Raw genomic sequence first — 25,410 nt, forward strand, 5'->3', positions numbered from 1 at the left:
TACCGCCTTTAAAAGCGTTATCCACCGGTTTTTCGACTCATTACTAATCACTTATTCGTACCGCAGTGCTTCGATTGGATCCAGGCGGGAAGCTTTAAAGGCCGGATAAATGCCGGAAAATAAACCCACCGTTACGCAAACCAGAATGCCGATCGCCATCCAGAACCAGGGAACGACAAACTGGCCGTTGCCCTGACTGACAATCGTTGAGATCAGATTGCCGATTCCGATTCCCAGCACAATTCCGCCTAAACCGCCCATGATGCAGATCACGATGGCTTCAATCAGGAACTGCTCGCGAATGCGTTTTGGGGTAGCACCCAGGGATTTCCGGATGCCAATTTCCCGGGTTCGTTCCGTGACCGACACCAGCATGATGTTCATCAGGGCGATGGATGCGCCCAGCAAGGTGATAAAACCGATGCCAAAACCGCCGATCCGGAGGTAACCCGTAATGTTTTCAAAATCTTTGGCGAGCTCATCCGCCCGTTTGATTTCAAACGAGTCGGGTCGACCGAGGGGATCACGGCGGATCTGGCGCATCAACCCCCGCGCTTCGGCTACCGCCATTTCGGCATCTCCCATATTGGGAACCGAACCGGTAATGTCAAACGTCAGCGTTCGGTTGGCGGCCATCGCCCGGGCATTCTCCAGCGGAACCAGGGCCTGGCGATCGTCTCCCCCACCCGAAAAACCGCCCTTCTTTTCCAGCACGCCAATGACTTTAAATTTTCCGCCCAGAATGTTAATTTCCTTGTTCAGCGGATTGATGTTGCGTTCAAACAAAGTAGTGGCTATCTCGCTGCCGATAATGGTGACATTCAGTGAATTTTCCAGGTCGGTTTGGGAGAAATTCCGGCCCGACTGCAATTTTATGGCTTTAATTTCCAGGTAATTATCGTCCACGCCAATCAGTTGAACGTTGGGGTTGGTTTTTTTGGACGCGTATTTTACCTGAGCCGCCCCGGTCACGGAAGCGTAAACCGCAATATTGGCACCCTGCTGAAAACGCCGTTTGAAAGTCATCGCCTGGTGGTAGTCGATGGGTGGCACCCGCTTTTCGGATCGACCTCCAAACCGCCGGTACATCTGCGGTCCCTGAATATCAAACGTATTCGCCCCCAGACCGGCAAAACTGTTGTCGACCGAGCTCTGCAATCCGTCGATCGCCGTTAAAATTCCGACCAGTGACGTGATCCCGATGGCGATGATCAGCGACGTCAGAATCGTTCGCAAACGGTTGGAAATAATGGATCGAATGCCTTCGCGGATATTTTCGAGGAGATTCATATTAGCATAAAAATTGCTTATCTTCGTTTACTACCAGTAGATACAAAGCTACTCAAAACAGCTAAAAAAAGATTACCGATGAAAAGGCTGCTCTTACCGCTCATCCTCATTTTGGCATTGACGACTCCCCTGTTTGCGTCGAAAATCCTGATTCCAATGGATGAAAGTCAGAAGAATCACCTCAAGGCATATGGCATTGCATACTGGGTTTTACGCCAGTTCGATACCGAAGTCGACTGGCTCCTCAACTACCGGGGCGGCAGTTTTATGTTGCCGCACACGCAGAAATTTGTCAACGAAATGGTGATTCGGGGCGTCAGCTACGAGGTCATTTCCGATGCGCAGGGTAATCAGATCATTGCGGAAGTTTCGTCGCCGGATGTGAACATGGACGCAGTAAAATTGCAGAAAGCGCCGAAAGTGGCCGTATATTCCCCCAAAACCAAGCAGCCCTGGGATGACGCCGTGACGCTCGTGATGACCTACGCCGAGATCCCCTATGAGACGGTTTTTGACGAAGAAGTGATGGACGGAAAACTGGCGCAGTACGACTGGCTGCACCTGCACCACGAAGATTTTACGGGCCAGTACGGCAAATTCTTCCAGTTCCGCGACCAACCCTGGTACCAGGCCCAAAAGCGCGAAGCGGAGTTAATTGCGAAGAAATACGGTTTGAGTAAGGTATCGGAACTGAAACGAAATGTCGCCAAAAAAATTCGGGATTATTGCCTGGGTGGCGGCTACATGTTTGCCATGTGTAATGCCACGGATACCTACGATATCGCCCTGGCGACCCAGAATACCGACATTGCGGAATCGATTTACGACGGCGATCCGGCCGATCCGGCCGCCAATAGCAAGCTGGATTACAGCCAGACCCTCGCTTTCCGGAATTTTCAGGTGTACATCAACCCTTACCAGATCGAGTTTTCCAACATCGATAACCAGCCCGAAGAACGCGGTCTGATCGAGCAGAACGATTACTTCACGCTCTTTCAGTTTTCTGCCAAATGGGACCCGATTCCGACGATGCTGACCCAGAATCACATGAATATCATCAAGGGTTTTATGGGCCAGACGACCGCGTTTAAGAAAGGATTTATTAAACCGGAAGTGGTGGTGCTGGCTGAAAACCGGGCGGCCAACGAAGCGCGCTACCTGCACGCCCCTTACGGAAAGGGCTTCTTCACGTTCTACGGCGGCCACGACCCGGAAGATTACCGGCACGAAATCAACGAAGAACCCACGGACTTGAACCTGCACCCAAATTCAGCCGGTTACCGCCTGATTCTGAACAACATCCTGTTCCCGGCTGCTAAAAAGAAAAAGCAGAAGACGTAAAACCGGGGAGTTGTTTCAATATTGAACAGATTGTGTTGATTGACCATCGACGATTGACCGCCGACCATAGTTTTGTGTTATTTGACGATTGACGATTGACCGCCGACCATAGTCAATCGTCAATGGTCGATCGTCAACAATCTCTCACCTCCCAAAAGCTACCGGTTTCACCCCGCAAAGTTTCCAGTTCAAACATCAAACTTACGTGTTCATTCCAAACGGCTTTGGAAGATCGTGCCAAAGCGATGACCTTTGGATTATGAAGTTAACCACTTCGTATTTTCCATAAACAACAAATACATCCGAGTACGGAAACCATGAACACATTCGTAACCTCACAGGCCACGTTGAATCTCTCTCACGTTGCCATCCGCGAAGCCGACCTCGATTTGGCGGCTACCTGCGGAATCAAGTACTGGTTTTTGCCCACGCAGCCTCATTCCAAAGTTGATAACGGCGTAGTCTGGCTGGCGGCCGGAGCCTGCGGAACGGCGCTCCACACCCATTCCGAAGAAGAGGAATATTTTTCGGTCGAATACGGCGAGCTGGAAATTTTTGCCGGTGATCGCTGGATTCGCCTGACCGCCGGTCAATCCCTGACCATTCCGGCTGGCATGCGGCACACCCTGCGCAATCAGTCGACGCATTCCTGCCTGTATTTTTACAGCATTTCGCCTGAATTTGCTTCGGTGATTTAAGCGGTTTTTACTTCAATATAAATTCGTAACCCCCTTTCTGAAGGGGTTTGCTTGGAAGCTATTGCCCTGACTTTCAGGAATTCTTATACTGGCCAGGGCAATTATTTCCGATTCTGAACACCTTGCCAATCAAACAACAAATCATGAACGCTAAGAAAATTCTTTTCGCAACCATTCCCGCCGACGGGCATTTCAATCCGCTGACGGGCATTGCCAAACATTTGCAGGAACTGGGCCACGATGTCCGCTGGTATACCGGTGGCCGGTACGTTACCAAAGCTCAAAAACTGGGCATTCCGGTCTACCCTTTTCAGGCGGCCAAAGTGGTCAATCAGGATACCCTGGAAGAATTATTTCCCGAACGCCAGCGGATAAAAGGAACCATCGCCCGGCTTCGGTTCGATATCAACGAGGTATTTCTGAACCGCGCGCCAGAGTTTGTCGCCGATGTAATCGATATTTATCAGGAATTCCCGTTTGAACTGTTGATCTGCGACGCCCTATTTACGGGTGCGCCCATCCTCAAACAACTGCTGGAAATTCCGGTCGGCACGATTGGTATCGTTCCCCTGGCGGAAAGTTCAAGGGACCTGCCCCCGGCTGGCATGGGGCTGGAACCGGCGACCGGTTTTTGGGGAAAAAGCAAACAGAATATCATGCGGTACCTGACCCAAAACGTTCTTCTAAAACCGTGCACCGAACTTTATAACCGGTTGCTGCGCCAGCACGGACTGGTACCAACCCGGGATTTTGTTTTCGATGCGTTTATTCGGGAAGCCGACGTCTATCTCCAGAGTGGGGTGCCCGGTTTTGAATATAATCGGCGGGATATGAGCCCCAACGTCCGGTTTGTCGGTCCGCTGCTTCCGTATACGAAAGGGGTGCGAAACGGTTTTGCCCATTACGATCTCCTTAAACTATACCGGAAAGTTATTCTGGTTACACAGGGAACCGTTGAACGGGACCCCGAGAAGATCATCGTTCCGACGCTCGAAGCCTTTAAAGACTCGGAATTCCTGGTGATCGCCACGACCGGCGGCTCCCAAACCGATGCGCTTCGGGCGCGGTATCCGCAGGCCAACCTGATCATCGAAGACTTTATCGACTTCAACGAAATCATGCCGTATTGCGACGTTTACGTGACCAACGGCGGTTACGGCGGGGTCATGCAGAGCATTCAAAACCGACTGCCGATGGTGGCTGCGGGCGTCCACGAAGGGAAAAACGAGATCACGGCCCGGATCGGTTATTTCAGGCTGGGTGTGAATCTGAAAACGGAAACCCCGACTCCCGAGCAGATCCGGATGCAGGTAACGAACGTGCTGAAGAATCCGGTTTACCGGCAAAGCATCGCGAAACTGCAGAAAGAATTTTCGGCGTATAATCCGAATGAATTGTGCGAAAACTACATCGCCGAAGTTCTGGGTGAATCGCTGCGTCCGCAGACTGTATCCATTCAGAAAAGGGAGCCTGTGCTGGTTTAATTTCCCCGATTTGAAAACCGGTCGAAAATTGTCGCCAAATGCGCCTTTTCTGCGTAAAATGACATCCTGGCGGCCGTTTAGCTCAGGTATCTTTGTAATCAGAAACCGGCGATAAAACCGGTTTAAACAAACAACAACAAATATATCATCATGAAAAAATTAACACTACTGACCATTCTGGCGTGGCTCATCGCTGTCGCCCTTATGCCTTCTGCCAAGGCGCAAACCATCGAAAAAGGCGAGAAATTTCTAAACGCCGGCGTTGGACTTGGCACCTACACGTATCGCGGTTTGCCAATCGGTGCGTCGTTCGAATACACGATAAAAGACAATTTATCGGTCGGCGGCTCGTTCGATTTCGCCCGTTACGGTTACAACAGTGGTGGCTACAAATGGAATTACACCTTTCTGTTTTTCACGGCCCGAGGCTCCTACCATTTCGGTGATATCCTGGATATTAGCGATAGCAAATTCGACCCGTACGCGGGCATTTCGCTGGGTCTCCGCACTTCTTCTTACAGCGATACCTACGGTTCTTCGCGCGACTATTACAGTCCTTACGGTAACTCCCTTTTCCTGGGGCTGCACCTCGGTTCGCGGTACATGTTCTCGGAAAAAATCGGCGGTTTTGCTGAAATCGGTTACGGCGTGGCGGTTTTACGCGTCGGTCTGACGGCCAAATTCAAGTAAGACGATCCGGCAATGAAAAAGAACTTTTTTGTAGTAGCGTTCACCGTGGTCGCCGGTGGGTGGTGGATAGCCGCCCGGCCCGCCGACATTGTGGCCGACCTCGCCCTGACCACCGAGCAGGTTCAGCAAACTGCATTCACCAACGTTACCTCGGACCACCTCACCGCCACTTATTCCCAGAAGGTTCGGCAACTGGCGAAGAACATTCCGGACGGTTCGCGCGTGGCCGCCGTTCAGGCGATGGGCGCGGTGGTGCGGTCATATGTTAGTTCCGCCGATTTTAAAAACCGGTATCAGAACTGGCTGAAGAACAAATACGGGGTCAGTGACGACCAAACCCGCAATGCGGCCCAGGCGCAAAACACCTCGATGAATGACGTTCAGGCGGCTTATAACCAGCAGGCTGCGATGGTTCAAAATGCCTTCAGCCAGATGCCGCCTGCTACGCTGGCCATGATGATTCAAAGCCAGATTCAGATGGTACAGCAGGAAGCTTCGAATGCTGAAGGACAAGAAAAAACCGCCAAAACGCAGGAATTAACGGAATTGAAACGGTTACAGGCGCTCTCCAAAACCAAACCGGACGAGTTCAAGAAGCAATATGTTGCCTACTCGAACAAATCGCTCCAGAAGCAAATGGCGCAAAACCGGGGGAATGTGGAGGGCGAACTGGCAGAGCAGAAGGCACAGGCGGCCGACTATCAGAAACGGCTGGCCGAATATAAAACCGCTCCCGGTTTAAACACCGCGCTGAAGCAGCGGCTGAACGACTTTATTGCCCTGGCCGGTAGCGTCGATTTTGACGCACAACTGACGAAACGCGGCTCTAAAATGGAATTCGTGAATCCGGAATACCGCAACAAACCCGATAACTGGAAACTGCTGTTCCGCATGGGCAAAGAACCGGTTCAGGCCGCGCGAACCTTTGCCCAAAACTGGGTGAAGGATCTGGATTCCCAAAAGTAAACTTTTGCATATTTTTCAGGTTAGGTATCGAAATTCTGCTGGCTTTGTCGGCAGGATTTTCTGTTTTCGGCCGATTTATTCACCATCCGTCAGAAATTCCAGCAACTTTGCGCAATGAAAACGGCCTTTTCCAGCTTCCTGATTCTGCTCAACGTCATCAGTCTTCGGGCCCAATCGCCTTCCTTGCCCAATCCGCTTATTTTTAAAAATGGCAAACCGGTCAAAACCGCCAGGCAATGGCAGACCGAACGCCGTGGGGAGTTGCTGGAGTGGTTTGCGAACGAAATGTACGGCCACGCACCCGGCAAACCGCCGAAAATGACGTTTTCCGTTTTTGACACCGATCCGAAGGCGCTGGGCGGAAAAGCGACCCGCAAACAGATCGCCATTTTTCTGAACGGACTGGAGAGCGGGCCGCGCATCGACGTGTTGATTTACCTGCCGAATCAGGTCCAAAAACCGGTTCCGGCTATCCTGGGCCTGAATTTCTGGGGAAATCACGCCATCAATCCCGATCCCGGTATACGGATTTCCACGAGCTGGATGGAGTCGGGTCGCGGAAATCCGTACATCGATGTGTCCTGCGTAGCCGATCACCGCTCGACCGAAGCCTGCCGGGGCATCAACGCCCGTCAGTGGCCGGTCGATAGTCTTTTGAAACGGGGTTATGCGCTGGTGACGGCCTACCGCGAAGACATTGCGTCCGATAATCCGAAAACCGGTTTTACAACGGGCGTTCATCCGCTGTATCCCGAATTTCAAAATCGCGGTGACAATTTCGGGACGGTGGCGGCCTGGGCGTGGGGTTTGAGCCGAATCATGGATTATTTACAAACCGACTCCGCCATCGACGCCAAACGGGTGGCGGTTTTCGGCTGGTCGCGGTTGGGGAAAGCGGCTTTGTGGGGGGGCGCGACCGATCCGCGTTTTGCGATGGTCATCAGCAACGAATCGGGCGCGGGCGGTGCCAAACTGTTTCGTCGGGGCCGGGGCGAAAACATCCGGCGGCTGAACACGGTTTTTCCGCACTGGTTTTGCGGAAATTTTCAGAAATACATGGATCAGGACTCGCTGCTGCCTTTCGATCAGCACGAGGTTATTTCGCTGATTGCGCCCCGACCGGTTTACGTTGCCAGCGCCGAAAACGACAAGGGTTCCGATCCTTCAGGTGAGTTTGCCAGCGCCCAGGCGGCTGATGCCGTTTACCGGTTTTTAGGAACGAACGGTTTACCAGCAACCACACAACCACCACTGAATCAATCGGTTCAGGGCCGAATCGGTTACCACATCCGCCCTGGGGACCACGACGTTTTATGGTACGACTGGTCCCAATTCCTGCGATTCGCGGATACGTTTTTCAAGCAATAGCCAGTTTTCTGAACACGGTTTTCAGTGTTCCATATTCGTTATTCAGTATTCGATATTCGTTATTCACTTTTCAATATTTGCCATTAAATCCCTTATTCTCATTCCTGCCAGCGTTTACAGAAAACCGAAAACCGCACACCATTCTCCTAACAAGCCGACAGTTGATACGCCTTGGGATTATGACCGGTCCATTTTTTGAAGGCCCGGCGGAACGAACTCGGTTCGTCATATCCCATGACACAGGCGATTTCGTTGATATTGTGTTGCGTGGTGCGGATCAACCGCAGGGCGATATCCCGGCGGGCGTAATCGATTATTTCCCGAAAATTGACATCCTCGGCCTGTAAACGGCGTTGCAGCGACCGCACCGATAACCCCAATTCATCGGCCACATCTTCGATCTGAGCGGTTTGCTGGTGATCCAGTCGGCGGAGAACAATGGCGCGGGCCTGCTCGGCCACCGGTTGCGTCTGCCGATAACCCGCTCCGTATTCCATTGCCTGACAAACGTAATCGAAGACTTCGGTCGGGTTGATGCCCATCCGTTGACAAACGGCTTCAACATGGTCTCTGTTGCCGTTCAGGGCACTGTTCAGAATGGTTTTTAATGAGTTAAAGGGTGTCGATTGCGGATACATGTTGTTTACGGGACGTAGTGAATTACTTAAATCGATGACAAGTAATTCAACTTTTCAGCCCACGGAAACCTTGAAGGTCACAAAGTGCGGGATTCGGTACTTGAAATGGCATTTTGGCCTTCTCAACCGACATCAGAATCCGAACCAGTTGGCGATCATCTGAGACGGTCGGGCGCTTTCCAGTTGCTGCTCCAGTTTGTCGGGAATTTTGGGGAAGAAGTCGATTCCGGTTTGTCTTTCTACCTCATCCACCGTCACGACAAACTGCTTCAGTGAGCCGTCGGATTCCTCGTTTTTCAACAGAAAAGCGATCATTCGAATATCCGGATTGTTGCAATACAACAGCACTTTGTAATAATATTCGGGAACGGCAATCTGATTTTTCTTGCCAATGGTCGGTAAACCGGGTCGCAAAACCGGGCCGGTAACGACGTAAATTCCCTGATCGCGCAACGCCCAGACCCGCACCTGTTCTTCCAGTTTTTTCCAGATTCCCCGATTAAAATCCGGCACCTGCGGGCTGATGTTGCTCATGTAAAACGTCTGCTTCATCATTTCTTTCGAAAACTTGAAGTCGCCCGCCGGGGCCAGATGCCCGCGATCGTAGCCGGAACGGGAGTAATCCGACGACAAAGCGGAACCGGTTTCAACTGACGGATCGGGCTGAAACTGCTCATTTTTGCGTTCGGCATCGCCCAGAATTTCGTTTTCCAGCAAGGGGTACGAAACCCAGTCGGCCTGTTCGTATTCTTCGCGATACCGCAGGGTGTAGCCGTCGTGACGAATGATTTCGTCGGTTGGTTGAACGGTCGGCAGCGTAAAATCGACCAGTTTTTCAAAATCGAACAGCTTTTTTGTACTATTGGCTTTCGGAACCGAGCGGTTTTCCCGGCCCTCCGATTTGGCTTTTTCCAGCATCGACCGGTCGTCGCTCGCTTCCGTGTCCGTGTTGTCGGCGGCTACTTCCTGCGTCGGTTCGGGAGCTTTGTAGGGATTTTCCTTCGCGGTTTCTTTCGACGACGATTTGATCCCCACCAGGCTTTTGATATCATTCCAGAAAGCCACAACCGGTTCCGTTCGCCCGCCATAATGCAGGAAAAGGCCGATCAGGAAGAAAATGAGGAGAAGAATCAGCGTATTGCTGCGCAACCGGAATCCACTCCGATGAACATGCTCAGGGGTATTTGGCGAACGAAAAAACATGGTGCTAAGTTACGAATACATTCCAAAGTTGGCATTCGATAATTGTTACCGAATACACAAATACGGTTATTAATTTTGTCAGTTGTTGCCCTTAAAGTTTGATTCTGCATGCCGTCATTTAAAATTGTCGTTATCGGTGGGGGAGCTGCCGGTTTTTTTGGAGCCATCACTGCCGCCGAAACGTTCCCGAACGCCGAAATTACGTTACTTGAAAAAAGCAAAACCGTCCTGAACAAAGTCCGGATTTCGGGAGGTGGTCGCTGCAACGTAACGCATTCGTGTTTCGACAATCGCAAACTGATCAAAAACTACCCGCGTGGCGAATCCTTTTTGCGTCCCTTACTCAAACAATTCGATGCGGCTTCCACCGTCAACTGGTTTGAAAGCCGGGGCATCCGCCTGAAAGCCGAAGCCGACGGACGGATGTTTCCGGTTACCGATTTATCCGAAACGATCATTTCGTGTTTACTGCAGGAAGCGCGTCGGCTGAACGTTCAAATCCGGACGAGCTGCGGGGTCAAATCACTGATTCCTTCGGATGGGCGTTGGGAAATTGAAACGCTTTCCGGCGAAAACTGGCTCGTCGACCGGGTTTTGATTGCGGTTGGCGGTTATCCGCAACCGGCTTCCTACGGCTGGATTCCGGGATTGGACGAAGCCGATCAAGCGCCCAAACAACTGATTTCGCCGGTGCCGTCGTTGTTTACGTTCAATACCCCCAACAATCCGCTGCTGTCGCTGGCGGGCGTTTCCGTGCCGGACGCCATCATTCGGGTTTCCGGCACGAAGCAGGAACAACGCGGACCGGTTTTGATCACCCACTGGGGATTCAGCGGCCCGGCGGTTTTACGCCTGTCGGCCTGGGCTGCACGCGAGCTGGCGGAATTGAATTACACCCACGAAATCCGCATCAACTGGCTGGCGGCCCTGAACGAAAACCAGGTGCGGGAGCAGATGCAAAGTTACCGGCAACAGCATCCCAAAAAACAGGTAGCGACGCAATCGCTGTTTGGACTGCCGGGACGGCTGTGGTCGGCACTGGCAACGGAAGCCGGTATTTCGCCAACGGAGCGATGGGCCGAATTGGCCGGCAAAGCCCAAAACCGGTTGATTAACCTGCTGACCAACAATACATTTGCGGTTTCCGGCAAAAGTACGTTTAAGGAAGAATTCGTTACCTGTGGCGGAATCGCAACCGACGCGCTCAAGCCTGAAACGCTGGAAAGCAAGCAGTTTCCGGGGCTGTTTTTTGCGGGCGAAGTGCTGAATGTCGACGGCATCACGGGCGGTTTTAATTTCCAGAATGCCTGGACGACGGGCTACGTAGCAGGGAAAAATATCGGCATTTAGGCCATTCCGTTCGTTAAGCCGGTAGAAAATCATATTATTGTATAACCAAATTCCTTTTACAGGCTTGATCCAATTGATCGATCCATTAGAGTTGCAATGCCAGCGATGGATTGGATTCCACTTTCTGGAAAATAGTGAAGCAACTGGGAAAAAATGTTATTTTTGATAAAAAAACAGCGGTATGGAAACCCCAACGATCTCTCAATACGAACTCGAACGCGGAAAACCAATGCCGAGTAAAAACCACGCCATTATTCAAAGTCGCCTGATCATCGCATTTGCAAAACTGACGGGCGACCGGTTTACAATTCTCTCCGAAATCAGTGTCGATTTGCCGACGGGCGGAGTCGTTCCGGATATTGCGTTGTATCCGCCAACTTCTTATGAAGCTTTCAACGACGAAGTCGAAATGACGACTCCCCCACTCTGTGCCATTGAAATTATTTCCCCTTCCCAAAATAACCAGCAGTTTATTAAGAAAGCCGAAAATTATTTTAAAGCCGGAACACGATCATGCTGGGTTGTTGATCCGGTTTTCCGGCAAATCCACGTTTTTGACAGTCCGGAGCAGTACCAGACTTTTCAGGCCGGTCGGGAGGACACGTTGATTGATCGGGTTATGGACATCCGGCTTTCGTTGCAGGAGATCTTTAAATAAATCCGTTTCTTCGGTCAGCAATCGATGCCCACGCCCCAATTTCTGGACTTTTCGGGAAATCACAACGTCTTTAAAAACGATTCGGATCAAACGATTACGGTTTTTACCGAACTGTACCTGTATGGTTCCGTCGCTACTGACGAACTGGCCAACCGAATTGCCTATAATGTAGTCCGGGTTTGGGATCGACCGGCGGTTATTCTCTCCCTCGACGATATCGATTTTCTGATTCGCTTTCACGTAATCGGCACTTTCGTCGACGATCCGCTACCGTTGCTGAAGAAAAACCGGGACTTTAAAAAGATGTTTTTCCGGGTCGAAACCGCAACCGACAATGCACTGGGCGGGATTTCATACATGGATGGGCTGAAAAGCAATACCGGTTTTTTCCGGCTCGACAACGTGGGTTTCGATGGTTCGACAACTGAAGCCCACGAAATCGGGCACGGCTGGGGCCTGGTTCCCGGTACGCCCGACGGCCATCCCCTGAATCTTAACCTGATCGGGAAAGGCCAACCGGGTATCATGTATCCGCGCGGCACCCTCGTCGATCCTGAATACCAGTGGAATCCGTCGGCCCGGCCCGGCGAGTTCGGGGGCACGCTGAAACCGGACAAACGCGTGGCCACGCTGGAAGACATTGCCATGCTGGGCCTCGATCAGCTTGATTATGACTGGCAGGGACGCGCCAAATTGGGCGGACTGACCAACATTTATCACGACTTCCAGCCGACATTGCCGCTTTAAAGCCCTGACAGCGGTCGCAGACCCTGTCAGCGGCAAACCTTGTTCTCAACAAATTTTAATTGCTCAGTACATTTTTCAACCGCTGACAGGGTCTTCGACCGCTGTCAGGGTTTCTCAACAAGCCTTACTCTTCAATACATCTTTTCGTAATATTCCGTCGCCATGCGGTTGGAGTTGAAAAAGCCGTTGACGTCGTTCATACTTTGCAGCGTCAACGCATTCCACTCGTCCGGTTTTTCGTAGTAAAGCGGCAGGATTACATTTTCCAGCTGGTCGAAAAAATGCGTTCGATCGGATGCATCCCGCTCTTCGGACGACAAACCGGGCGCTGCAACGGGCACGATAAATGAATTTTTCTGATGCTCAGCAAACTCGCAGACCCAGCCGTCGAAGGTGGAGAAATTGATGCTTGCATTCATGGCCGCCGTCATGCCGCTCGTCCCGGAAGCCTCCCGCGTAACAATCGGCGTGTTCAGCCACAAATCCGAACCATCCTTCAACTGTTTCGATAATGCCAGTTCATACCCCGTCAAAACCGCCATGTTTTTGTGAAGGTGGCTCAAATACACCAGCGAATTGAAGGTGTGCGTGGCACCCTCGTCGGACGGATACGGTTTTCCGGCCCAGATAAACTGGATGGGATATTTCGGGTTGTTCATCAATTGCTGAAACCGCTCAGAGTTCTGCACCAGCAAATCCGGTCGTTTGTAACCCGCAAACCGGCGCGCCCAGACAATCGTCAGCACGTTTGGGTCAAAGAGCTTGCCGCACTGGTCGGCCACAGTTTTGAACAGGGTTTGCTTCAGGCTTTTTTTCCGGGCGGCAACGGCCCTCCCGTCCCCTTTCTTCCGGGCGGTTTCGAGTTCATTGTCAGCCCAGTACCGCAAATTCTGAGCGTTCGTTACGTGCGTAATTTCGGGAATATCGCTGTACGAGCCCCACATATGCCGCGACACTTCACCGTGTAGTTTGGATACGCCATTGGCCTTCCGGCTGAGTCGCAGAGCCGCCAGCGAGTGGTTAAAGACATTGTCATCAATACCCGTAATTTCCCGAACCGTCTCCAACGGCACCTGACCAAAAAAACTCATGACATTCAGCTGGTTAATGTCGTGTTTGTCATTCCCGGCTTCTTCGGGCGTATGGGTCGTGAATACCATCCGTTTCCGAACCGCGTCGGCGCTACCGTATTTCTGGTACAAATGAAAAGCCGCCGAAACCGCATGGGCTTCGTTCAAATGGTAAACGTCCGGTTCATAGCCCAGCTCATCCAGCAGTTTGGCACCACCCAGTCCCAGAATCATGCATTGCGCCACTTTGGCCGAAGCAATACTGTCGTACAGCCGGAGCGAAATCGAACGGGCCAGCCAGTCATTCTCGTCAATATCCGTCGTCAGAAAAAACATCGGCACGGTATCAAAGTGCTTTGGATCAAGGTAATACGCCCGGACCCAAACCGGTGTGTGGTGCACTTCAATTGTAAATTTGATGCCGGTATCTTCCAGAAAACCGTATATTTTTTCCCGAAACAGCACATCCATGGCGTTGTCGGTTTTACGCGTCTGGTCGTAATAGCCATATTTCCACAGCATTCCGATTCCGATTACATTCTGCTTCAGTTCAAACGCGCTGCGCATGTGGGAACCGGCCAGAAAACCCAGCCCCCCGGAATAGATTTTAAACGCCTGATCGATCGCAAATTCCATTGAAAAGTAAGCAACGGATTTTTTGAATCGGGGATCAAATTCATAAGGATGGCGGAACGCCTGCGGCAAATTTGATTTTGTCATTCGGGTAAAGTACGGTTGAATGTGTGATGGTAGTTGACTGGCAAGATAACAAAAGACCCGATAGGACCATTTAAGGAAAATAATGAATTGAAGTAATTCCAACCCGGAACCATTCGTTTCTTTGCGTCGGTTTCGTCACTAAAGAACCTCATTTCTGGCAACATGTTTTCTACCCTGCGCCATCACATTGAGAAAAAAATCCCTCTGACGGATGACGAGTTTACGCTGGCATCCGCTCATTTTACGGTTCGCAGACTGAAGAAAAGGCAATTTTTGCTCCAACAGGGCGATGTTTGCCGGTATGAAAGTTTTGTGGTGAGCGGTTGCCTGAAATCCTATCATACCGACGACCAGGGCGTTGATCACATCCTGCGGTTTTCGGTCGAAGACCATTGGGCGGGCGATCTGGACAGTTTTATCAACAGCACTCCCTCCTCGTTCAACATCGAAGCCCTCGAACCCGTTACGCTGCTGGTGATCGATAAACCATCGCTCGATCAATTGTATCAACGCGTTCCCAAACTGGAAACGTTTTTTCGACTCCTGAATCAAAACGCCCTGATTGCCACCTCCCAGCGGGTGATCAAAAACCTGAGCGTTCCGGCCAGCGAGCGGTACCAGCTATTTCTGAAAGCCAATCCGCAACTTGTTCAGCGGATTCCGTTGAAAGACATTGCCTCCTACCTGGGCATTACCCCGGTTTTTCTGAGTAAGCTGAGACGGGAAAAGCCCGGTTTCTAAAACTAGTTTTAGCGGTTTTCTTCACCTGGTTTAAGTGTTGAAAAAGGAAAGCGACGGAGATTTGTGGTCATTAAACGATCACAAAATGAACCCGAATACACATTCTTTTTTCGATTCCATTACTCTAAATCGGCACCGATTGGCGAACCGGTTTGTCGTTGCACCCATGACTCGTGTCAGCGCCACCGCCGAGGGAGTTCCGACCGGTGCAATGGCCGATTATTATGAAGCCTTTGCCCGGGGCGGTTTTGCTGCAATCATTACCGAAGGGGTTTACCCCGATTCAATCGCTTCGATCTGTAACCCCAACCAACCCGGAATTGCCACTGATCAACAGGTAAATGGGTGGCGTCAACTCACGAAGCGGGTAAAAAAATTCCCGACGGTTTTCATTTGCCAGCTCATGCACGCGGGCGGTTTGTCACAAGTTCTAACCAACACCCTTGCTCCTTCGGCCATCCAACCACTTGGCAAACCGTCGGCTTCATCCGGAGGTCTGGATGCGTTTTCCCTTCCAAAAGAAATGACCAATGAAGAAATTAAAACGACGATCAGCGGGTACGTTAAAGCGGCCCGAAATGCCGTTGATGCCGGTTTTGACGGCATCGAAATTCACGGCGCCAATGGTTACCTGCCCGACCAGTTTCTGACCGCTTATACGAATCAGCGCACCGATCAGTACGGTGGCTCCGTGGAAAACCGGTTTCGGTTTATCGCTGAACTGATGCGTGAAATCCGGGCAGTAGTTCCGAATGATTTTATCGTTGGCCTACGGTTATCAGAAGGCAAGGTGAATAACCTGGCTTATCGCTGGGAAGAAGGCGCGGACATGGCCCGGGCGGTTTTTGCGGAAGTCAAAAAAGCGGCTCCCGATTACCTGCACATTGCCGCCGAAGGGGGTGGCTGGCAACGGGAATGCGTCTATGCCGACGGCAGTTCGTCGACCGGGATTGCCCGTCAGCTGCTGGATTGCCCCGTTATCGCGAACGGCGGTTTGCACGAGCTGAATCTGGCAGAGCGGATTCTTGCAGAGGAATTGGGTGATTTACTGGCAATTGGTCGTTACGCCATTGCCAACCCGGATTTTCCGCAGAAGGTTTTTCGGAAAGAACCGCTGCTGCCGTTTGAATCTGGAATGATCAAGCCCACGGTTTCGCTGGCAAACACGCGGAAGTGGATGGGAACGCGGATTGAACAGATTTGACGGATTTACACGGATAAAAATCCGTAAATCCGTCAAATACGCGTTCCTGTTAGCAGAATTAAATCGACTTCAGATAAGCCATGCTCTGCGGCACCTGCTGCTGCGCCGATGGGCTTTCGTCTTCGATATAGAAATACTCGATCGATGATTTTTTAGCGGCTTTCAGAACGGCCGCCAGATTGATTTGTCCCGATCCCAGAGCCACGTCATTTTCGGGAGGAGTGCCGCCCGACATATTCCCCTGAACACCTTTTTTGAGGTCTTTCATGTGCATCAGCTTGAAGCGTTTCGGGTATTTTTCGAGCAGTTTGGCGGGGTCCTGACCGGGAAAGTACACCCACAGCACATCCATTTCAAAGCTCACATCATCCGGGTTGGTTTTCTGAACAATGTAATCGAACAGCGTACCATTTTCGTACGGTTCAAACTCGAACCCGTGGTTGTGATAAACAAACATCAACCCTTTGTCTTTCAGCTGTTTGCCAATCATATTAAACTCCTCGACTGTTTTTTGGGCAGCTTCCAGCGTAAATTTCCCCTGATGCGGAATCCAGGCGAGCCGGACGTATTTGGCACCCAGTGTTTTGGCATTGGCAATCACCATGTCCATCTTTTTCATCAGGTCGTCATACCCAACGCCGTGGCTGGTGCAGACCATGCCGCGTTTGTCGAGCTCGCTGCGAATTTCAGCGGCAGTTTTACCGAAAAGACTGGAAAATTCGATGTTGGTAATGCCCATCGCCTTGATTTTGTCGAGCGTTCCGGGCATGTCTTTGGCGAATTCATTCCGCATGGTATACGATACCATGCCGGGCGTGTCTTTCAACGTTTTACTAAACCGCTGACCGAATGTCGTCACAGTCAGCAGAAAGGCAACCGATGTCAACAGAACGTATTTTTTCATGATCGTTAATGAGGTTTATCGCAAAAAGGCCGGAAACCGCATGGCCTACTGTTCACATCCGGCTTCACCATTCGTCATCATCGTCCTGAAAGGCCCGGTACGCCCGGTTCAGTTCCAGCAAAGCCTTCTCGTTTTTCTGTTCCCTGGCCAGCTCTATGCCCCGTTGGTAAATAGCTTCCGCTTCGGAGCGGTTATTCAGCTCGGTGCAAAGGTCAGCCGCCTGATAATACGTCGGCAGGTACGTTGGATGTTCGTCCAGCAGCTTTTTCAGGCATTTCCAGCTCTCCGCGGGTTGTTCATTCCGGTATTCCATCGCCAGCGCGTAAACATTGAACGGATCATCGGGTTGTTCTTCAATAAACTGCCGCAGCAGTTGAATGCGGTTATTGTTCATTCAGGTTTCGTTTACGGTTTGCGGTTTTCAGTTTTCGGAGGCATACGCTTTCTAAAATATCGAATATTGAATACCGAATACCGAACGCGTAATGCGTCAGTTCTGGCAGATAATCACACCGAATGCCGAAAACTGAAAACCGTAAACCAATAGCCAAAAATAGTATGCAAGCATACGTTTTATTCCCGGCAAGTTTGTATTTTTGCCAGCATCACATCTAAACCACGGACAACATGAAGATTTTAGTGTGTGTCACCAGTGTGCCGGACACCATCACCAAAATTACGCTCACGGACAATAATACCAAACTCAATAAAGCGGGAGTGCAATTCATCACCGGTCCTTACGACGACTACGCCCTTTCTCGGGCGGTGGAACTGAAGGAACAACAGGGTGGCACGGTAACGGTTCTGAACGTCGGGGAAGCCGATGCCGAACCGGTTATTCGCAAATGCCTCGCGATTGGGGCCGACGACGCCATCCGGGTGAATGCCGAGCCAACCGACGCCTATTTTGTGGCCGAACAGATTGCTGCCGTCGCCAGAGAAAACAGCTACGATCTGATCCTGATGGGCCGCGAATCCATCGATTACAACGGCGGGCAGGTACACGGCATTGTGGGCGAAATGCTCGGCATTCCGTCGATTTCTCCGGTTATGAAACTGGACATCGAAGGCTCAACGGCGAAAATCACACGGGAAATCGAAGGCGGCCACGAGGATCTGGAGGCCGGTTTGCCGCTGGTGCTGGGTTGCCAGGAACCGATCGCCGAATGGAAAATTCCGAACATGCGTGGCATCATGACGGCCCGCACCAAGAAGCTGACCGTCGTTGAACCGGCCGGAAAAGACACACTTACCCAGATTTCCAGCTACGAACTCCCCCCCGCCCGTGGAGCCTGCAAAATGATCCCCGCGGAGGAGGCCGAAACGCTGATCAGGTTGCTGCGTACGGAAGCGAAAGTGATATAAGTTTAAGGGAGTTGTTTCGCCAAACTCCGCGAAATAACTCTTTTCCAAACCTTTAAGAGATTGTCCAAAAATAGTAAATCATGCTTTCTATATTGCCCCCAACCCCCTAAAGGGGGCTTTAGTACACCGATTAAAGCCCCCTTTAGGGGGTTGGGGGCAACGCGAAAGAAGGGAAATTTAAAGTTTAGACAGTCAATAAATCCACTCTAAAATGTCAGTCTTAATATTTGCGGAATTAGAAGAAGGAGCGATCAAGAAATCGTCGCTTGAAGCGATCTATTACGGTTCAAAAGTCGCCGAACAAACCGGCACCACAGCCACCGCCCTCGTACTGGGCGAAGGCAGCACCGACGAATTGGCCAAAGCCGGCCGGTTTGGGGCGACGGAAGTGCTTCACGCCAGCGACGCCCGGCTGAACGAAGGCAATGCCCTGGCCTACGCCAGCGTCGTGGCCGAAGCCGCCAATCAGGAAGGCGCTAATATCATTGTGCTGGCAAAATCGTCGCTGGCCGATTCGATGGCCGCTCGGCTGGCCGGGAAACTGAAAGCCGGTTTGGCCGCTAATGTGATCGAATTGCCGGATTTGTCGGGCGGTTTTCGGGTCAAACGCAGTATTTTCACCGGAAAAGCTTTCGCGATTACGGAATTGACGGCGGAGAAAAAAATTCTGGCGATCAAAAAAAATACGATTACACCCGAAGAAACCGATGCAACAGCTCCCGTCGAAGCCTTCAGTCCGGTTTTGAATGATACCGATTTTGTAGTTAAAGTAACCAATGTCGAAAAAGCAACCGGCGACATTTTGCTGCCCGAAGCCGATCTGGTCGTTTCGGCGGGCCGGGGACTCAAAGGTCCGGAAAACTGGGGCATTGTGGAAGATCTGGCGAAGGCGCTGCACGCAGCTACGGCCTGTTCCAAACCGGTTTCGGACCTCGACTGGCGGCCTCACCACGAACACGTCGGCCAAACGGGCATCAAAATCAGCCCGAATCTTTACATTGCCTGCGGCATTTCCGGCGCGATTCAGCACCTGGCGGGCGTGAACTCATCGAAGGTCATTGTAGTTATCAACAAAGATGCGGAAGCACCGTTTTTCAAATCGGCGGACTATGGGATTGTTGGTGACGTGTTCGACGTCCTGCCCCGGCTGACGAAAGCGGTAAAAGAACTTTAACACTCGTGTTTGGGCGTTTTGTGGTTGGCGGTTTTTGGTTTTTTTTAGTTTCAGACGAAAAACTCCTAAACCTGCAAACCGCTAAACTCCCAAACTCTATTAACTTTGCGTCGTGGAGAAGATTAGACTTGAAATCTTAGGTTTGTCGCCCAGCCAATCGCAGTCGGGTTCGTTTGCACTGGTTTTGGGAGAAGAATACGGGAACCGCCGGTTGCCGATCATCATCGGTATGTTTGAAGCGCAGGCCATCGCAATCGAGATCGAGAAGATTGTGCCCAACCGCCCGATGACCCACGACCTCTTCAAATCATTTGCCGACAAATTCGGCTTTACGGTTCGTGAAATCGTTATTTCTGACCTGCGGGAAGGCATTTTCTTTGCCCGCATTGTTTGCACCGACGGTACGCGCGAAACCGTAGTGGACGCCCGCCCGTCCGATGCCATTGCGATCGGAATCCGGTTCAACGTTCAGATTTACACCTACGAATCCATTCTTTCCGAAGCCGGTATTACCGCCAGCGCCACCGATGAGGCCGAGGAACAGGAAGAACTCGTTCCCCAGACGACGTCCCGCTCGTCGCGGTCCCTGACCGAGCAGTTGAAGGACATGACGTACGATGAGCTCCAGCAATCGCTGGATGAAGCCCTGAAAAAGGAGGAATACGAAAAAGCCGCCAAAATTCGGGACGAAATGAGCCGTCGGAACTAGCCTATCGTTGCCAAAGCCGAGCCAAGGCCTTAATTTAGTACTTTCATCACCTGAATAATGCGGTATGTCTGAGGTACCCAAAGATACTCATATTCGTACATCTGACGAATCGGAACGCCGGAGCGATGCGCCAGCGGAACGTTCGCTGAATTTCATCGAGCAAATTGTTGAAGAGGATATCGCCAATGGCAAAAACGGAGGACGCGTTCATACGCGCTTTCCGCCCGAACCCAACGGCTATTTACACATTGGTCACGCCAAATCCATTTGCCTGAATTTTGGCTTGGCGGATAAATACGGCGGAAAAACCAACCTCCGTTTCGACGATACAAACCCCGTTACTGAAGATACCGAATACGTTGATTCGATTAAAGCTGACGTTCGCTGGCTCGGTTTTGAGTGGGAGAATGAATTTTACGCGTCCGATTACTTCGATCAGCTCTACACTTTTGCCGAAAATCTGATTCAGAAAGGCTACGCGTACGTTGACGACTCGACGGCGGAGGTGATCGCTTCGGAAAAAGGTACGCCCACTGAACCCGGTAAGGAAAGCCAATACCGCACGAGGTCCGTCGAGGAAAACCTGGACTTGTTCCGGCGGATGAAAGCGGGCGAGTTTCCGGATAGTGCCAAAGTGTTACGGGCGAAAATCGACATGGCGTCGCCGAACATGCACTTCCGTGATCCGATCATGTACCGGATCCGACACATTCACCACCACCGCACAGGCGACAAGTGGTGTATTTATCCGATGTACGATTTCGCGCACGGGCAGTCGGATTCCATCGAACAGATCACGCATTCGCTGTGCACGCTGGAATTTGAAGTTCACCGACCGGTTTACGACTGGTATATCGACAAGCTCGCTATTTTTCCGTCCCGGCAAATCGAATTTGCCCGTTTGAACCTGACGTATACCGTCATGAGCAAACGGAAACTATTGCAACTGGTCAACGAAGGCCACGTCCGTGGCTGGGATGATCCGCGCATGCCGACGATTGCCGGATTGCGCCGTCGTGGTTATACGTCGGCCAGTATTCGTGAGTTTGCCGACCGCATCGGCATTGCCCGGCGCGACAACTTAATTGATGTGGGATTGCTCGAATTCTGCATTCGCGAAGAGCTGAACAAAACCACAACGCGGGTGATGGCGGTGGTCGACGAAAAACCGATCAAGGTGGTTTTGACCAATTATCCCGAAGGTCAGGTCGATGAAGTAGCAATTGAAAACAATCCGGAAGATCCCGCAAGTGGTCACCGCAATGTTCCTTTTTCAAGGGAATTATACATTGAGCGGGACGATTTTATGGAAAATCCGCCCAAGAAATACTTCCGCTTATTCCCCGGCGGCATGGTTCGGCTGAAAGGTGCCTACATCATCAAGTGTGAGGAAGTCGTCAAAAATGAGGAAGGCGAAGTCATTGAACTGCGGTGCGTTTACATTCCCGAAAGCCGGAGTGGTTCGGATACGTCGGGAATCAATGTAAAAGGTACGATTCACTGGGTGTCGGTGGCCCATGCGGTTCCGGCGGAAGTCCGATTGTACGACCGTTTGCTGACAGTTGAAGATCCGTCCTCGGAAGAAGGTGATTTTAAAGATTTTATCAATCCAAAATCGCTGGAAACCGTACAGGCTTTCGTGGAACCGGGCCTGAAAACCGCCCAGGCCGGTGATCGTTTTCAATTCATTCGCAAGGGATATTTCTGTATCGACGATGATTCGTCGCCCGAAAAACTGGTTTTTAACCGGACGGTAACCCTGAAAGACACCTGGGCGAAAGAACAGCGCAAATCGTAATTCTACGGTATTCGGTATACGGTTTTCTGTCAACGGCACCTTTAACGGCATTGATCTTGCGCCAGCAAGTATGTGTTAACCACCGTAAACAGAAAACCCTATACCGCTAAACCCCATACATATGACTCCCCAACAGGAAAAACTGCAGCAGGACGCAACCGAAGTCATCGCTAAACGGATGCCTTTTTTAAATAAAGACAAACAGCACGCGATTACCGTCGAACCGGATGCCTCCCGCCTGACCGTTGCCGGACTGGACGATGAAGAGGAAACGATTCTTAAAGAAATTCTACGCAAGGAATACGGTTATTCAAATCTGAAATAACTGCTTAATCCTTAACCGTTTCGGTATTTTTCTGTGGTGGCAGCGTTTTAACGTCCCGTTCTTTTTCCTGCTGTTCGACGTAAACCGCGTAATCGGCGGGCTCGATTTTAATACCGTAATGTTCGGCATACACCTGGGTAAATTCCGCGCCGAAATACAAAATAGCCGCTGTGTAATAAATCCAGACCAGGATCACGATCAGCGAACCGGCGGCTCCGTAAGTCGAACCGGTGCTGGTGGTTTCGATGTATAGCCCGATCAGGTACCGGCCCAGCATAAAGAGCAGCGCGGTGAAAAACGCCCCCCAGCGAATATCTTTCCAGGCAATTTTGGCATCGGGAAGAACTTTAAAAATGACTCCAAACAAAACCGTAATTACTGCCAGACTAATTAGGAAATTAAATATTTCGGCAAAAATGACGGCAATATCCGGGAAGTACCGGGTCAGCGTATCACTTAATGCCAGAATTAACCCGTTAACAATCAGCGAAACGACCAGCAGGAAACCCAGGCTGACGATGAGCGACGACGATAATAAGCGGTCTTTCAGTAATTTAACCCATCCCCTTTTTGGTTTGGCTTTCACGCGCCAGATCAGGTTGATCGAGTCCTGGATTTCAACAAAAATACTGGTTGCCCCCAGAATCAGGGTAACAATTCCAGTGATCAGCGCTACACTGGTTTTACCCGAAAGCTCCACACTTTTGATCATCTCCTGAATCTGCGCGGCCGCCTGATTGCCAACCAGTCCGTTGATTTGCGAAAAAACCTGCCCCCGAATAGCCTCTTCACCGTAAAAAATACTCGTAATCGAGATTAGGAGAACGAGTAAAGGAGCCAGCGAAAAAACCGTATAATAAGCCAGTGCCGCACTGAGTTTTAGTCCCCGGTCGTTTGAAAAACCGTTGTACGTTCCCAACAACAAAGTCCAGGCATCTGAAAAAAACCGTTTCGTTTTCGACTGTTTCATAACGTTGATGAGTTTTAATAGACAAGAGAGTATAGACGAGAGACAAAATATCATTTACCGAGTCGCTATTCTCACCTTTCTTATCCAACCTCTCACTTCTCTTGTCTTTCTTCTCTCTTGACTATTTCTAAACAAGAATGATCAAGTGTTGTTTGGGTTTTCCAGCAAACAAAGCGGCTTTCCGATGGTTTTAGAATGGACGGGACCTGAAAAACCGTCCTCTCATTTTAAGACACAAACGACATGAAACTCAACATTGGTCTTGATCAAGACACCCTGAAACAAGTCAACGAGCTTTTGAACGCCCTTCTGGCCGACCAACACGTTTTATACATCAAAACTCGCAAATACCACTGGAACGTGGCCGGACCGAGTTTTCTGGAATACCACGAGTTTTTTGAGAAACAATACAAGCAGCTCGAAGCGGCCATCGATGAAGTAGCCGAGCGCATCCGTACCCTGGGAGGTCGACCGGTTTCGACAATGGAAGATTTCCTGAAGCTCACCAGCCTGAAAGAGGACAAAAGTGACGAGATTAAGACCCCGGATATGTTCAAACGGCTGCTGGACGACCACGAACAATCGATTCGCGAGCTACGCGAAGACGTCAGCAAGTGTGAGGAACTCGACGACGCCGGAACTGCCGACTTCCTGACCAACCTGATGGAAGACCACGAAAAAATGGCGTGGATGCTGCGGAAATATCTGTCGTAGGACTAATTTTTCGTTTAAAAAACCGGTATCCGATCAGATACCGGTTTTTTGATTTTTATACAAAAGAGCCTATCATCCTTTTTCATAACTAACGCATTACCATTTAATTAAACGTTCTACCGTTGCCTAATAATTGAAGTTTCTCCGGTAAAAAATAGGTTAGATTCGGATGATATTTTTTTGTTCGCATCATCCTATCCTCCTGAACGCCATGTGGAAACAAATCGCCTTCGCTACGTTCGCCCTCCTGTTTCTGGCCGTTGTCAGTTGCCAGATTGATCCGCAAAAGGTTTCCAGTAATTCGCTTAAAGTCTCGTTGGTCGGCCTTGATGGAAAAACGCTTGTGCTCGATGAACGAGCGGAAGCCGCCCCTCCGCTGAATCCGGTTCGTAAAGATGACAAAGGGGTCTATTACGGTTCGCGACTGACTCTGACGCAGGACCAGTTGGCCCAGATGAAGAAAGTCAAAAATCCGGCTATTCTCCGGATGCTGTACGATGAAAAGAACCAATTCCTGTTGGGCGAAGCCTACCCGATTGCGCAGTACCTAAAAGAGAACGTGATCACATTGCCGGGGGAACAACTCATAACGTCGAAAGCGTTTCAATGGGATTACCAGCTGGTGGATGCGCCCAGCCCGATGACAATTCCGCTGCAACTCAAAAAAGAAGATCTGATCAATCGGTCCTGGACAGCCTACGCCCGACTCCTACTCCCGATCTCCAAATTTATCTATTGTTTTCTGACCAAAGAGACGCCCTGCGAACTTGAACGGTGCCTGAAATATCCGCCCGAATTCAATTTTGAAAGCATTGAGGTTTTGCAGAATTCCGGCCCGGCACTCATCAAAGCGCTCACGTCTGCCGATTGCGCCATTAACCTCACGACAGCCCAGGCGTTCTCCACTTCCGGACCATCAGCTACGTTCAAGGTTCGGGCGTACATCAAACGGTTAAAGACGGCTCCGGCGGGCCCGGCTCCAACGTATTCGTTTCGGTATTCCAACTCCTCGCTGCCCTCGCGCCTGGAAGCCTCCAACCTGGTGACCGTCGACCTGTCAAGTCTGGCAACACTGGCAGTTGGCTCCAACCAGATGGTTGAGTTTCAGCTTTCCTGGGTTCTTCCGATAGGCATCGGGCCAAAAGATTTTTTCGTTGTCAATAACGCTACCTTCGATGCCATTGTGGCCAAAGGCGGTTGCACGACCCCGAATACCATGCAGTATTACGCCGAAGACCGATTTCGATTTAACCTGAACGGCGCATTTGGGGGTTGTCTGTAAA

The 25,410-nt window shown here is 50.8% G+C and carries 25 protein-coding genes; 18 read left to right on the plus strand and 7 right to left on the minus strand.

What is annotated here, in order from left to right:
• Positions 1–51: 51 nt before the first annotated feature.
• Positions 52–1,290, minus strand: a complete 1,239-nt coding sequence (locus tag GJJ30_RS15730) for an ABC transporter permease (RefSeq protein WP_154176116.1) — start codon at positions 1,288–1,290, stop codon at positions 52–54.
• A 78-nt stretch (positions 1,291–1,368) separates the two neighbouring features.
• Between GJJ30_RS15730 and GJJ30_RS15735 the strand changes: the two genes are divergently transcribed.
• The 6 genes from GJJ30_RS15735 (at position 1,369) to GJJ30_RS15760 (ending at position 7,837) form a co-directional block, all read left to right on the plus strand.
• Positions 1,369–2,631, plus strand: coding sequence for an asparagine synthetase B (locus GJJ30_RS15735; protein WP_154176117.1), 1,263 nt, complete (start codon positions 1,369–1,371; stop codon positions 2,629–2,631).
• Positions 2,632–2,948: 317 nt separating this feature from the next.
• The gene (locus tag GJJ30_RS15740) at positions 2,949–3,329 is read left to right on the plus strand and encodes a cupin domain-containing protein (protein WP_154176118.1); all 381 of its coding nucleotides are present in this window, start codon (positions 2,949–2,951) and stop codon (positions 3,327–3,329) included.
• 143 nt (positions 3,330–3,472) lie between these two features.
• On the plus strand, positions 3,473–4,813 hold the full coding sequence (locus tag GJJ30_RS15745) for a glycosyltransferase (RefSeq protein WP_154176119.1): 1,341 nt from the start codon (positions 3,473–3,475) through the stop codon (positions 4,811–4,813).
• Positions 4,814–4,963: 150 nt separating this feature from the next.
• Positions 4,964–5,503 carry an outer membrane beta-barrel protein gene (locus GJJ30_RS15750; RefSeq protein ID WP_154176120.1) on the plus strand — a complete coding sequence of 180 codons (540 nt, stop codon included), beginning with the start codon at positions 4,964–4,966 and terminating at the stop codon, positions 5,501–5,503.
• A gap of 12 nt (positions 5,504–5,515) precedes the next feature.
• Entirely contained in the window at positions 5,516–6,469 is a 954-nt protein-coding gene (locus GJJ30_RS15755; protein ID WP_154176121.1) for a hypothetical protein, read from the plus strand.
• Positions 6,470–6,583: 114 nt separating this feature from the next.
• A complete protein-coding gene (locus GJJ30_RS15760) occupies positions 6,584–7,837 on the plus strand; it encodes an alpha/beta hydrolase family protein (RefSeq protein ID WP_154176122.1) in 1,254 nt (417 codons plus the stop codon).
• Between the two features lie 146 nt (positions 7,838–7,983).
• Here GJJ30_RS15760 and GJJ30_RS15765 read toward each other — a convergent pair whose 3' ends face one another.
• Both GJJ30_RS15765 and GJJ30_RS15770 read right to left on the minus strand, forming a co-directional pair.
• Entirely contained in the window at positions 7,984–8,475 is a 492-nt protein-coding gene (locus GJJ30_RS15765; protein WP_154176123.1) for a helix-turn-helix transcriptional regulator, read from the minus strand.
• A gap of 132 nt (positions 8,476–8,607) precedes the next feature.
• Positions 8,608–9,678: a DNA/RNA non-specific endonuclease gene (locus GJJ30_RS15770; protein ID WP_154176124.1), complete on the minus strand. Its 1,071-nt coding sequence runs from the start codon at positions 9,676–9,678 to the stop codon at positions 8,608–8,610.
• A gap of 108 nt (positions 9,679–9,786) precedes the next feature.
• On the opposite strand from GJJ30_RS15770, the gene GJJ30_RS15775 reads away from it, so the two are divergent.
• From GJJ30_RS15775 to GJJ30_RS15785, 3 genes are all read left to right on the plus strand, one after another.
• Entirely contained in the window at positions 9,787–11,028 is a 1,242-nt protein-coding gene (locus tag GJJ30_RS15775; protein WP_154176125.1) for a BaiN/RdsA family NAD(P)/FAD-dependent oxidoreductase, read from the plus strand.
• Positions 11,029–11,209: 181 nt separating this feature from the next.
• Positions 11,210–11,686 carry a Uma2 family endonuclease gene (locus GJJ30_RS15780; protein ID WP_154176126.1) on the plus strand — a complete coding sequence of 159 codons (477 nt, stop codon included), beginning with the start codon at positions 11,210–11,212 and terminating at the stop codon, positions 11,684–11,686.
• Positions 11,687–11,710: 24 nt separating this feature from the next.
• Positions 11,711–12,433 carry a hypothetical protein gene (locus GJJ30_RS15785; RefSeq protein WP_154176127.1) on the plus strand — a complete coding sequence of 241 codons (723 nt, stop codon included), beginning with the start codon at positions 11,711–11,713 and terminating at the stop codon, positions 12,431–12,433.
• Positions 12,434–12,564: 131 nt separating this feature from the next.
• Here GJJ30_RS15785 and glgP read toward each other — a convergent pair whose 3' ends face one another.
• Positions 12,565–14,223, minus strand: a complete 1,659-nt coding sequence (glgP, locus tag GJJ30_RS15790; protein ID WP_154176128.1) for an alpha-glucan family phosphorylase — start codon at positions 14,221–14,223, stop codon at positions 12,565–12,567.
• 162 nt (positions 14,224–14,385) lie between these two features.
• Between glgP and GJJ30_RS15795 the strand changes: the two genes are divergently transcribed.
• Positions 14,386–14,964, plus strand: coding sequence for a Crp/Fnr family transcriptional regulator (locus GJJ30_RS15795; RefSeq protein WP_154176129.1), 579 nt, complete (start codon positions 14,386–14,388; stop codon positions 14,962–14,964).
• A gap of 85 nt (positions 14,965–15,049) precedes the next feature.
• The gene (locus tag GJJ30_RS15800) at positions 15,050–16,168 is read left to right on the plus strand and encodes an oxidoreductase (protein WP_154176130.1); all 1,119 of its coding nucleotides are present in this window, start codon (positions 15,050–15,052) and stop codon (positions 16,166–16,168) included.
• Positions 16,169–16,226: 58 nt separating this feature from the next.
• Here GJJ30_RS15800 and GJJ30_RS15805 read toward each other — a convergent pair whose 3' ends face one another.
• Together GJJ30_RS15805 and GJJ30_RS15810 are read right to left on the minus strand one after the other, a co-directional pair.
• A complete protein-coding gene (locus GJJ30_RS15805; protein ID WP_154176131.1) occupies positions 16,227–17,072 on the minus strand; it encodes a sugar phosphate isomerase/epimerase family protein in 846 nt (281 codons plus the stop codon).
• Positions 17,073–17,136: 64 nt separating this feature from the next.
• Complete coding sequence (locus GJJ30_RS15810) at positions 17,137–17,466, minus strand: tetratricopeptide repeat protein (protein ID WP_154176132.1); 330 nt, start codon at positions 17,464–17,466, stop codon at positions 17,137–17,139.
• Positions 17,467–17,699: 233 nt separating this feature from the next.
• On the opposite strand from GJJ30_RS15810, the gene GJJ30_RS15815 reads away from it, so the two are divergent.
• From GJJ30_RS15815 to GJJ30_RS15835, 5 genes are all read left to right on the plus strand, one after another.
• Positions 17,700–18,437, plus strand: coding sequence for an electron transfer flavoprotein subunit beta/FixA family protein (locus tag GJJ30_RS15815; RefSeq protein WP_154176133.1), 738 nt, complete (start codon positions 17,700–17,702; stop codon positions 18,435–18,437).
• 211 nt (positions 18,438–18,648) lie between these two features.
• Positions 18,649–19,611 (plus strand): electron transfer flavoprotein subunit alpha/FixB family protein, encoded by a 963-nt coding sequence (locus tag GJJ30_RS15820; protein WP_154176134.1) that lies wholly within the window; start codon positions 18,649–18,651, stop codon positions 19,609–19,611.
• A 112-nt stretch (positions 19,612–19,723) separates the two neighbouring features.
• Positions 19,724–20,320: a bifunctional nuclease family protein gene (locus GJJ30_RS15825; RefSeq protein ID WP_124870547.1), complete on the plus strand. Its 597-nt coding sequence runs from the start codon at positions 19,724–19,726 to the stop codon at positions 20,318–20,320.
• A 64-nt stretch (positions 20,321–20,384) separates the two neighbouring features.
• Positions 20,385–22,118 (plus strand): glutamine--tRNA ligase/YqeY domain fusion protein, encoded by a 1,734-nt coding sequence (locus GJJ30_RS15830; RefSeq protein ID WP_154176135.1) that lies wholly within the window; start codon positions 20,385–20,387, stop codon positions 22,116–22,118.
• Between the two features lie 121 nt (positions 22,119–22,239).
• The gene (locus GJJ30_RS15835) at positions 22,240–22,443 is read left to right on the plus strand and encodes a hypothetical protein (protein WP_154176136.1); all 204 of its coding nucleotides are present in this window, start codon (positions 22,240–22,242) and stop codon (positions 22,441–22,443) included.
• A 4-nt stretch (positions 22,444–22,447) separates the two neighbouring features.
• On the opposite strand, the gene GJJ30_RS15840 is transcribed toward GJJ30_RS15835, so the two are convergent.
• Positions 22,448–23,413, minus strand: coding sequence for a YihY/virulence factor BrkB family protein (locus GJJ30_RS15840; protein ID WP_154176137.1), 966 nt, complete (start codon positions 23,411–23,413; stop codon positions 22,448–22,450).
• Positions 23,414–23,656: 243 nt separating this feature from the next.
• Between GJJ30_RS15840 and GJJ30_RS15845 the strand changes: the two genes are divergently transcribed.
• Positions 23,657–24,127, plus strand: a complete 471-nt coding sequence (locus GJJ30_RS15845) for a Dps family protein (protein WP_154176138.1) — start codon at positions 23,657–23,659, stop codon at positions 24,125–24,127.
• A gap of 211 nt (positions 24,128–24,338) precedes the next feature.
• Entirely contained in the window at positions 24,339–25,409 is a 1,071-nt protein-coding gene (locus tag GJJ30_RS15850; RefSeq protein ID WP_154176139.1) for a hypothetical protein, read from the plus strand.
• Position 25,410 lies beyond the last annotated feature (1 nt).

The organism is Larkinella terrae (assembly GCF_009668025.1).
Classification (GTDB): domain Bacteria; phylum Bacteroidota; class Bacteroidia; order Cytophagales; family Spirosomataceae; genus Larkinella; species Larkinella terrae.

Coding starts and splice junctions, on each gene's coding strand:
- GJJ30_RS15730 (WP_154176116.1), bottom strand. CDS start 1,290: ATGAATCTCCTCGAAAATATCCGCGAAGGCATTCGATCCATTATTTCC.
- GJJ30_RS15735 (WP_154176117.1), top strand. CDS start 1,369: ATGAAAAGGCTGCTCTTACCGCTCATCCTCATTTTGGCATTGACGACT.
- GJJ30_RS15740 (WP_154176118.1), top strand. CDS start 2,949: ATGAACACATTCGTAACCTCACAGGCCACGTTGAATCTCTCTCACGTT.
- GJJ30_RS15745 (WP_154176119.1), top strand. CDS start 3,473: ATGAACGCTAAGAAAATTCTTTTCGCAACCATTCCCGCCGACGGGCAT.
- GJJ30_RS15750 (WP_154176120.1), top strand. CDS start 4,964: ATGAAAAAATTAACACTACTGACCATTCTGGCGTGGCTCATCGCTGTC.
- GJJ30_RS15755 (WP_154176121.1), top strand. CDS start 5,516: ATGAAAAAGAACTTTTTTGTAGTAGCGTTCACCGTGGTCGCCGGTGGG.
- GJJ30_RS15760 (WP_154176122.1), top strand. CDS start 6,584: ATGAAAACGGCCTTTTCCAGCTTCCTGATTCTGCTCAACGTCATCAGT.
- GJJ30_RS15765 (WP_154176123.1), bottom strand. CDS start 8,475: ATGTATCCGCAATCGACACCCTTTAACTCATTAAAAACCATTCTGAAC.
- GJJ30_RS15770 (WP_154176124.1), bottom strand. CDS start 9,678: ATGTTTTTTCGTTCGCCAAATACCCCTGAGCATGTTCATCGGAGTGGA.
- GJJ30_RS15775 (WP_154176125.1), top strand. CDS start 9,787: ATGCCGTCATTTAAAATTGTCGTTATCGGTGGGGGAGCTGCCGGTTTT.
- GJJ30_RS15780 (WP_154176126.1), top strand. CDS start 11,210: ATGGAAACCCCAACGATCTCTCAATACGAACTCGAACGCGGAAAACCA.
- GJJ30_RS15785 (WP_154176127.1), top strand. CDS start 11,711: ATGCCCACGCCCCAATTTCTGGACTTTTCGGGAAATCACAACGTCTTT.
- glgP (WP_154176128.1), bottom strand. CDS start 14,223: ATGACAAAATCAAATTTGCCGCAGGCGTTCCGCCATCCTTATGAATTT.
- GJJ30_RS15795 (WP_154176129.1), top strand. CDS start 14,386: ATGTTTTCTACCCTGCGCCATCACATTGAGAAAAAAATCCCTCTGACG.
- GJJ30_RS15800 (WP_154176130.1), top strand. CDS start 15,050: ATGAACCCGAATACACATTCTTTTTTCGATTCCATTACTCTAAATCGG.
- GJJ30_RS15805 (WP_154176131.1), bottom strand. CDS start 17,072: ATGAAAAAATACGTTCTGTTGACATCGGTTGCCTTTCTGCTGACTGTG.
- GJJ30_RS15810 (WP_154176132.1), bottom strand. CDS start 17,466: ATGAACAATAACCGCATTCAACTGCTGCGGCAGTTTATTGAAGAACAA.
- GJJ30_RS15815 (WP_154176133.1), top strand. CDS start 17,700: ATGAAGATTTTAGTGTGTGTCACCAGTGTGCCGGACACCATCACCAAA.
- GJJ30_RS15820 (WP_154176134.1), top strand. CDS start 18,649: ATGTCAGTCTTAATATTTGCGGAATTAGAAGAAGGAGCGATCAAGAAA.
- GJJ30_RS15830 (WP_154176135.1), top strand. CDS start 20,385: ATGTCTGAGGTACCCAAAGATACTCATATTCGTACATCTGACGAATCG.
- GJJ30_RS15835 (WP_154176136.1), top strand. CDS start 22,240: ATGACTCCCCAACAGGAAAAACTGCAGCAGGACGCAACCGAAGTCATC.
- GJJ30_RS15840 (WP_154176137.1), bottom strand. CDS start 23,413: ATGAAACAGTCGAAAACGAAACGGTTTTTTTCAGATGCCTGGACTTTG.
- GJJ30_RS15845 (WP_154176138.1), top strand. CDS start 23,657: ATGAAACTCAACATTGGTCTTGATCAAGACACCCTGAAACAAGTCAAC.
- GJJ30_RS15850 (WP_154176139.1), top strand. CDS start 24,339: ATGTGGAAACAAATCGCCTTCGCTACGTTCGCCCTCCTGTTTCTGGCC.